Origin of the sequence: Thermococcus sp. 101 C5, assembly GCF_009372125.1 — an archaeon.
Lineage (GTDB): Archaea > Methanobacteriota_B > Thermococci > Thermococcales > Thermococcaceae > Thermococcus_A > Thermococcus_A bergensis.
In genome coordinates, this window is the sequence record NZ_WHIZ01000075.1 from 1 (window position 1) to 7,895 (window position 7,895).

Annotated in this window: 6 protein-coding genes; 4 read left to right on the forward strand and 2 right to left on the reverse strand. The window is 46.4% G+C overall.

Annotated features, from left to right (window positions below):
• Window positions 1-813 (forward strand): RNA-guided endonuclease TnpB family protein (locus GBV73_RS09730; protein ID WP_152881036.1); only part of this gene is annotated, 813 nt, incomplete at its 5' end.
• Here the strand turns inward: GBV73_RS09730 and GBV73_RS09735 are convergent.
• Complete coding sequence (locus GBV73_RS09735) at window positions 785-1,003, reverse strand: hypothetical protein (RefSeq protein WP_152881038.1); 219 nt, start codon at window positions 1,001-1,003, stop codon at window positions 785-787. The two genes, GBV73_RS09730 and GBV73_RS09735, sit on opposite strands and share 29 nt — an antisense overlap.
• A gap of 296 nt (window positions 1,004-1,299) precedes the next feature.
• Here GBV73_RS09735 and mtnA point away from each other — a divergent pair, with 296 nt between their 5' ends.
• Together mtnA and GBV73_RS09745 are read left to right on the forward strand one after the other, a co-directional pair.
• Complete coding sequence (gene mtnA / locus GBV73_RS09740) at window positions 1,300-2,364, forward strand: S-methyl-5-thioribose-1-phosphate isomerase (RefSeq protein WP_152881042.1); 1,065 nt, start codon at window positions 1,300-1,302, stop codon at window positions 2,362-2,364.
• A gap of 48 nt (window positions 2,365-2,412) precedes the next feature.
• Complete coding sequence (locus tag GBV73_RS09745) at window positions 2,413-3,555, forward strand: iron-containing alcohol dehydrogenase (RefSeq protein WP_152881040.1); 1,143 nt, start codon at window positions 2,413-2,415, stop codon at window positions 3,553-3,555.
• A gap of 8 nt (window positions 3,556-3,563) precedes the next feature.
• On the opposite strand, the gene GBV73_RS09750 is transcribed toward GBV73_RS09745, so the two are convergent.
• The gene (locus GBV73_RS09750; protein ID WP_253910352.1) at window positions 3,564-5,057 is read right to left on the reverse strand and encodes an MFS transporter; all 1,494 of its coding nucleotides are present in this window, start codon (window positions 5,055-5,057) and stop codon (window positions 3,564-3,566) included.
• A 261-nt stretch (window positions 5,058-5,318) separates the two neighbouring features.
• Here GBV73_RS09750 and GBV73_RS09755 point away from each other — a divergent pair, with 261 nt between their 5' ends.
• On the forward strand, window positions 5,319-7,850 hold the full coding sequence (locus tag GBV73_RS09755; RefSeq protein WP_253910351.1) for a DEAD/DEAH box helicase: 2,532 nt from the start codon (window positions 5,319-5,321) through the stop codon (window positions 7,848-7,850).
• Window positions 7,851-7,895: the final 45 nt, after the last annotated feature.

Consider the following 7,895-nt stretch of genomic DNA (forward strand, 5'->3'; position numbering starts at 1 on the left):
TCAACTCCAAGTGGAAGGCTGAAACTAGAGTTTTACCCTGCAAAATACCACGAGAAGTTTAGGGAGTGGAAAATAGGGCAAGCCTGGCTTGTTAAAAACCAGATGGGAATTTTCCTCCACGTGGTGTTCTCAAGAGAGGTTGAAGTTAGAGAGCCGAAAGTCATTGTCGGCGTGGACTTGAACGAGAATAATGTAACCCTCAGCCTTCCAGACGGCGAGTTCATCCAGATCATCACCCACGAGAGGGAGATTAGAACGGGCTACTTCTTGAAGAGAAGGAGAATCCAGAAGAAGATAAAAACTGGTAAAAAGAGAAAATGGATTTTGGAAAAATATGGGATGAGGGAGAGAAACAGGATAAATGATTTATATCACAAATTAGCCAATAAGATTGTTGAACTGGCGGAAAAGTATGGTGGTATTGCTCTTGAAGACTTAACGGAAATCAGGAACACAATAAGGTATTCGGCTGAAATGAACGGTCGCTTGCACAGGTGGAGTTTTAGAAAGCTTCAATCCATTATTGAGTATAAAGCCAAGTTGAAGGGTGTGAGTGTGGTTTTTGTTAATCCTGCTCATACTTCCTCCCTATGCCCGATATGTGGGGGAAAGTTAAGCCCGAATGGGCACAGGGTTTTGAAATGCGAGTGTGGTTTTGAGGCTGACCGTGATGTGGTCGGCTCGTGGAATATTCGTTTGAAAGCCCTGAAGATGTGGGGAGTCTCCGTTCCCCCCGAAAGCCAGCCAATGAAGACGGGAGGAGGGAAGCCCACCCGTTACGAGATTAACACTTTACACACACTTTACGGGTAGGCAGAACGGTTACAATAACTGAAGCGTTCAGAGCCTCTCCGAGCCTTTGAGCCAGAGTCAAATCTGCTTCGTTATCGCTAACAAGTATTGCCGTGTAAGGCAAGGTTCCATTAGTTGCACTGGTTGCCGGTATAATGCTTGCTAAAAGCAAAGCACTAACGAGCCATACCCATACTTTTCTCCTAATCATGGCTTATCACCCAGTTTATTGTAGTGAAAAACGGATATTTAAGCTTTTTTCCTGAAATCGTTTTGTTTCGTTTTTGTTAGTTCAAAAAAGAGCCCTGTTATCGGAAATTTATTGAGTTATCGTTAAACACCGTTTGTGAGTGTTTATTATTGTTTAGCTAGCTCTGAATTGCCTTTATATGCAAATTAAGCTGGTGAAAACAGACTTTTTGGTAATACCTGCCACTGACGGCTTTGCATTCTTGCACAAAGCAAACTTTAAATCACTTGAACTGAAAAGAACTAGAGGTGGTGAAGATGGAGATAAAGTACAAGCCCGAAGAACTTACAAAGCTCCCGAGAAGTGTGGAGTTCAGGGAAGGGAAAGTCTACATTATTGACCAGCTTCTGCTTCCGAGAGAGTTTAAAGTGATCGCGTTGACTACCGTTGAGGAAGTCGCCAGAGCAATAAAGACCCTTCAGGTTCGTGGGGCTCCAGCAATAGGTGCAACTGCTGCCTATGGGCTGGCTCTACTTGCGGAGAAAAGCAAGGCAAAAACCAAGGAGGAGTTCTTTGAGGAATTTTATAGAGCATTCGAGATCCTTAAAAACACCCGTCCGACAGCGGTGAATCTCTTCTGGGCACTAAATAGGGTTAAGAACCTTGTAGAGGAGCACAGAGAGGACAGCTTAGAGGAGATAAAAAGGCTAATCGTGGAGGAAGCCCATAAAATAGCGGATGAAGATGTCGAAGCGAACCTCAGGATGGGTCACTATGCGGCGGAAATCCTCCCTGAGGGGAATATCCTAACCCACTGCAACGCGGGGAGCTTAGCCACAGTCCACCTCGGAACTGTAGGGGCTGCGCTTAGAGTTATGCACAAAGAGGGCAAGCTCAAGCTTTTGTGGGTTGATGAGACTAGACCGGTTCTTCAGGGCGCAAGGCTCTCTGCCTGGGAGTACCACTACGATGGGATTCCACTAAAGCTGATAAGCGACAACATGGCGGGCTTTGTGATGCAGCAGGGAATGGTGGATGCGATAATAGTCGGTGCTGACAGAATAGTTGCCAATGGAGACTTTGCCAACAAAATAGGTACTTACTCTCTGGCCGTGCTTGCGAAAGAGCACAAAATACCCTTCTTCACCATAGCACCGCTCTCAACCATAGACATGAACCTCAAAAGCGGCAAGGAAATTCCAATAGAAGAAAGACCCAAAGAAGAAGTCCTAACCTGTGGAGGATGCAAAATAGCCCCTGATGTTGACGTCTACAACCCGGCCTTTGACGTAACGCCCCACAAATACCTCACGGCAATAATCACGGACAGAGGAGTCGTTTATCCGCCGTTTGAGAAGAACTTGAAGAAGCTCTTTGAATAGCCTTAGGATTTAAATATTTCCACCCCAATTTATTTTTGGTGATGGGATATGAAGTTCTTCGGCTTAAAAACGAGGATAGCACTCGGAGAGGGAAGTCTTAGATATGTGGAGAGCATTGCAAAGGGTTACGAGAGGGTTTTAATCCTTTCAAGCAAGTCAATGCGCATTCATGGCTTTCTGAATGAAGTTATGGACTATGTAGAGGAAGCTGGGGCTGAGGTGGATGCCATAACAGAACTGCCGGCAGAGCCAAGCTATGAGGACGTTGAGGAGCTGATGCCAAGGGTTAGAGAGTTTTCTCCGGACTTACTCATAGCCTTGGGAGGCGGGAGCGTAATCGACATCACGAAGGCGATAAAAGTGTTTTACGATGCTCCAGAGCTGAGCTTTGAGGAAATCGCATTCCTCGACAGGTTTACAAAGCCTTCCAAAGTTATTCCCAAACTCAAGACTCCCTTGGTAGCAATACCCTCTACAAGCGGTGCTGGGAGTGAAGTTTCAGCGGCAAGCGTTCTCAAGAAAGATGGCATAAAATACAACTTCGTATCATTTGAAATTGCCCCGGAATATGCTATTTTGGATCCAAGGTTGCCCAGGACTATGCCGAGAGAAGTTGCAAGAAACAGCGGGCTTGACGTTCTTGTCCATGGAATTGAGGCTTATACTACGACAGCAGCCACGCCCTTCAGCGATGCGATGGCGATACAAGCCATAAAAACCGTCTTTAAGTGGCTTCCGCTGTCCGTTAATGGCGATGAAACCGCAAGAGAGAAAATCCACTATGCGGCAACAATGGCGGGGATAGCTTTCTTGAATGCACGTCTCGGAATATGCCACAGCCTAAGTCACAAAGCCGCATGGATCGGTCCCCATGGGTTGCTCAATGCTATCTTCCTTCCATATGTGGTTGAGTTCAACATGAAAAGCGACTATGCACGGAAGAAATACACTGAGATAGCAAAGGAAATAGGGTTCAACACCGCTGAAGAGTTGGTCGAAGTTATCAAAGAGTTTAACGAAATGCTTGGAGTGCCCAGGCTCAGCGAGCTTGTAGACGAGGAGACCTTCATGGCAAAGCTGGATGAGATGGCAAAGAAGGCCTATGCAGACCCCCTGGTCAACTTCAACCCGGTAGAGCCAAGTGTTGAAGATATGAAAGAGCTGTATTTGAGGGCATATAGAGGGGAATAAAAAAGAGATCAACCAACGGTTATTTCTTTTTCTCCCTCGTTTTCTACTTCGTGAATCTTTCCTCTTTTCATGACTTCTCTTGTTGCCAGCACCAGAATTGCTAGGAGCAGATAGACGGTTGCTGCACCACCAAAGAGTACTTCATAAGCCCTAGTTGTGGGTATCTTGATAGGCACTGGAACACTTGGAATTTGGGCTAGGACATAGTAAGTACTCATCACTGTTCCTGCTACTGCTGGCCCCCAAGTTGAGCCGAAGTTCCTGAAGAGGCTGTTCGCTCCCGTTGCAACTCCCATGACCCTTGGCGGGACACTGAAAACGAGGATGTTGATTAAAGAGATGTTCATCAAGGTTATTCCCGCGCCAACGTAAGTTATCATCGCTATAAATGCCCAGAGATGGTTTGGCGGAAGCTCTGGGGCATACTTCGCAAGTATTCCAAGTCCGGAACTTGCGATCAACGCTCCGGCTAAGGCAAGGGGCTTGGCTCCCACTTTTGGCATTATCCTTCCCGCTAGAGGAGCAACAATAAGCATCACTAATGCTTGGGGAGTCATGAGCAGGCCGCTCTGGAGTATCGTCTTGCCGAAGCCGTATGGTGAGGGCATCTGGAATATGTAGATGTTTGCCTGGCTCATCATAGAGATTCCAAAGGCCGCGAACATTATACCAAGGTTCACTATGGCAGGGTTTCTAGAGGAGATTATGTCAAGTGGAATGAGTGGATTATCGGCTCTTTTCTCCCAGAGGTAGAGTGCAATGAGTCCGATGATGGACACTACGAAAAGCACGATGGTTTGTTCGGCTTTCCAGCCAACGTTAGGTGCTCTTGTCACAGCCACAAGAGCCGGCACAACGGCCCATACGAGGATGAGCGCTCCGGGCCAGTCAAGCTTTCCGGGGTTAATATAGCGGCTCTCACGGAGGACTTTCCAGGCTAATATGAACATAATGATTGCAAAAGGTGCCGCCGAGTGATAAGTCCAGCGCCAGCCGAAGTTCTGGGTTACGTAAGCGCCAAGGGGAAGTGCGATTACCATGCCCACACCAAACATCGCGCTTATCATTCCCTGAACTTGGGGTACCATCTTGGGAGGAAACTCCTCACGAACTAGGGAGAAGGCTAACGGGAATATTGCCATACCAAAGCCCTGAATAGCTCTTGTTACTAGGAGCCACTGAAAGCTCTGTGCGAATCCGTTGAGAATAACTCCCAGTGTGTAAAAGCCGAGGGCTACGAGGAACATTCTCTTTTTCCCGTACATGTCGCCGAGTTTTCCAAAAAGTGCTACGCTTACAGTCCCGACAAGGAGGTAAATGGTAAGCACCCAGCTGACGTCGTTGGGGTTTACTCCAAACTCTTTCTGTATTGTTGGTAATGCTGGAGTCAGCATTGCTTCGGTGTACATAACTAGCAGAGGAAGGATTACCACGACCAGCATTGCCCTCTTGGCATAGGCAATGTCATAGGTTCCCTCGTTTCTCGCAACTTTCATTTTCATCACCGATGTATCGGTTGATATATGATTTATAAAAGTTAATAGTTGGTTAGGAATTTATGAGAAGTATAGAACGAAGGCTATTGTTCCGGCAATCCAAACGAGGCTAAATACACCTGCGGAAATCTGAGGACTTTGAGAATTACATTGGGCGGGCATATGATTAGGCAAAGGAGCTTTGTCTAAAGAGAACGATACTGTCAGAATAAGCTATAGGGCACAGGTTTAGGTTAGAGTTATAAACACTCCTCATGAATTCTTAACATGCATCCACTTTTAAAAAAGGCCATAGAAGAAAAGTTCGGGGGCCTTAATGAGCTCCAAATAAGGGCTTTTGAAGAAGTTAGCTCAGGGAAGAGCGTTTTAATCATAGCACCCACAGGAAGTGGAAAAACCGAGGCTGCTGTGCTTCCTGTTTTTAACGCAATTTTAGAAGAAGGATTGGCCCCTGTTTCTGCTCTCTACATTGCTCCATTGAAAGCCCTCAATAGGGACTTACTGGATAGATTGCTGTGGTGGGGGGAAAAGCTCGGACTCAATGTGGAGGTCAGACATGGGGACACATCATCGTACAAAAAAGCCCAGCAGGTGAAAAACCCTCCCCACCTGCTCATCATAACCCCCGAAACGCTCGGAGTAATACTCACGATGAAGTCTTTTCGAAAAGCCCTCAAAAACATTAAGTTTGTGGTGATTGACGAGATAGTGGAGCTTGTTGACAACAAAAGGGGCGTCCAGCTCAGCCTGTCCCTCGAGAGGCTTGCTGAAGTTGCAGATTTTCAGAGAATTGGCCTTTCGGCAACCGTTGGGAACGAAGAGGAAATCAAAGCATGGCTCAAAGCCGATGTTGTCGTAAAGCCAAAGATTGAAAAGGACTACAAAATTAAAGTCCTCTTTCCGCAGCCTGATGAGAAAGATCTTGAGCTCTCAAACAGCTTAAGCATTTCTCTCGACGTTGCCACAAGGCTGAGGGTTCTCTGGGAGATAGTGGAAAAGCATGAGAGAGCATTGATTTTCACAAACACGAGGCAGTTCGCTGAGATTCTTGCCCACCGATTGAAAGCGTGGGGCAAACCGGCAGAAGTTCATCATGGCAGTCTTTCACGAGAAGCGAGGATAATTGCAGAGAGGGCTTTGAAAGAAGGCAAGATAAAAGCCCTCGTGTGCACATCTTCCATGGAGCTTGGAATTGATATCGGAGATGTGGACGTTGTAATCCAATATATGAGCCCAAGACAAGTAAACCGGCTTATTCAGAGAATAGGTAGAGCTAAGCACAGGGCGGGAGAGGTTAGTGAGGGCTACATCATTGCCACAAATGTTGAGGATTATCTTGAAAGCCTGGTAATAGCTCAGAGGGCACTTGAAGGCAAGCTTGAGGCGGTGAAGCCATATGAAAACGCTCTTGATGTTCTCGGACATTTTATTGTGGGCCTTTTAATAGAACATAGAAGATTGCCGAAGGAAGTTCCTTTTGAAATCGCAAAGAGGGCTTATCCCTACAGGAATCTGAAGTGGGAGGAGTATGGCGAAGTTTTGAACATGTTGAGTGAGGCAGGTTTAATCGGCTATGATGAAGAGAAGGGCCTTCTCTACCTGAGGAGAGGAGCTTATCGGTATTATTACGAGAACCTTTCCACGATTCCGGATGAGATCAGCTATAGAGTTTTCGACATAAAAAGCGGGAGGATAATTGGCCGCTTGGACGAGAGCTTTGTTATGGATCTTGAAGAGGGCATGGAGTTTATAATGCACGGCAGGAGCTGGATTCTGCTGGGGATTGATGAAGAGTCGAGGCTGCTGAAAGTAAGGGAAAGCAAGAGTCTGGAAAGTGCTGTACCGAGCTGGGAAGGAGAAATGATTCCCGTCCCCTTTGAAGTGGCCCAGGACGTTGGAAGGCTAAAAAGAGAGCTTCTTTTCGATTTTAACTCCGGTAAGGCATTTATCTCCAAGGTCGATTTCAACGAGGAGGAGCTTGAGCTTGTCCTTTCAATCCTAAAGAAGCAGGAGCCTCTAGGCACTGACAGGGACATTGGAGTAGAATCCCTCCCAAAGGCGTTAGTTATCCATGCAGATTTTGGAAACAAAGCTAACGAAGCCATAGGGAGGTTTCTTTTAGCGTTCTTGGCTGCAAAATATGGAAAAGTTTTCTCCATGAAGGCGCAGGCCCATGCAATAGTCATTAACTCGCCTTTCCAGCTCAACCCGGGTGAGGTTAAGGAGTATCTCCTTCAAGATGCGAGGGCGCTTCCCTTTGTTGTCTCTAGGGCGATAAGGGAGAGCCCGGCTTACAGGTGGAGAATGTTAAACGTAGCGAAAAGAATTGGAGCATTGCGGAGAGATGCAAAGATAAGAAAGGTTGAGAGGCTCTTTGAAGGAACAGTGATTGAAAAGGAAACATTAAATGAGCTTTTCCATGACAAGATAGACGTAAAAAGAGCTGAAGAGGTTCTGAAAGCAATCAAAGAGGGAAAAATCCGGGTAAAGGGTGTTTTAAGAAGAGAGCCTTCACCCCTTGGCAGTATTAACCTAAGCGTCGGTGGAGAGTTTTTGGTCAGCGGGGAACTTGAGAAAGATGAGATACTGATGCTGTTTAAGGAAAGGCTTCTCAACACGGAAATTGCGCTGATATGTACCAACTGCGGATGGAAGAGCACCACAAAAGTTCTGCGCTTAAAGAACCGTTTGGACTACCTTCAGTGTCCGAAATGTTCCTCCAAGATGATTGCAGTTGCGCATCCTATAGATGCGGAGCTTTTTGTCTGGGCGTGTTTAGTTTCACCCCCTGTTATTTAAACAGTATTTGACTCTGAGGAGGATTTTCAGACCATAACACATTAC

Excerpts from the sequence above, each read along its gene's own strand:
- GBV73_RS09735 (WP_152881038.1), bottom strand. The coding sequence starts at position 1,003 with ATGATTAGGAGAAAAGTATGGGTATGGCTCGTTAGTGCTTTGCTTTTA.
- mtnA (WP_152881042.1), top strand. The coding sequence starts at position 1,300 with ATGGAGATAAAGTACAAGCCCGAAGAACTTACAAAGCTCCCGAGAAGT.
- GBV73_RS09745 (WP_152881040.1), top strand. The coding sequence starts at position 2,413 with ATGAAGTTCTTCGGCTTAAAAACGAGGATAGCACTCGGAGAGGGAAGT.
- GBV73_RS09750 (WP_253910352.1), bottom strand. The coding sequence starts at position 5,057 with ATGAAAATGAAAGTTGCGAGAAACGAGGGAACCTATGACATTGCCTAT.
- GBV73_RS09755 (WP_253910351.1), top strand. The coding sequence starts at position 5,319 with ATGCATCCACTTTTAAAAAAGGCCATAGAAGAAAAGTTCGGGGGCCTT.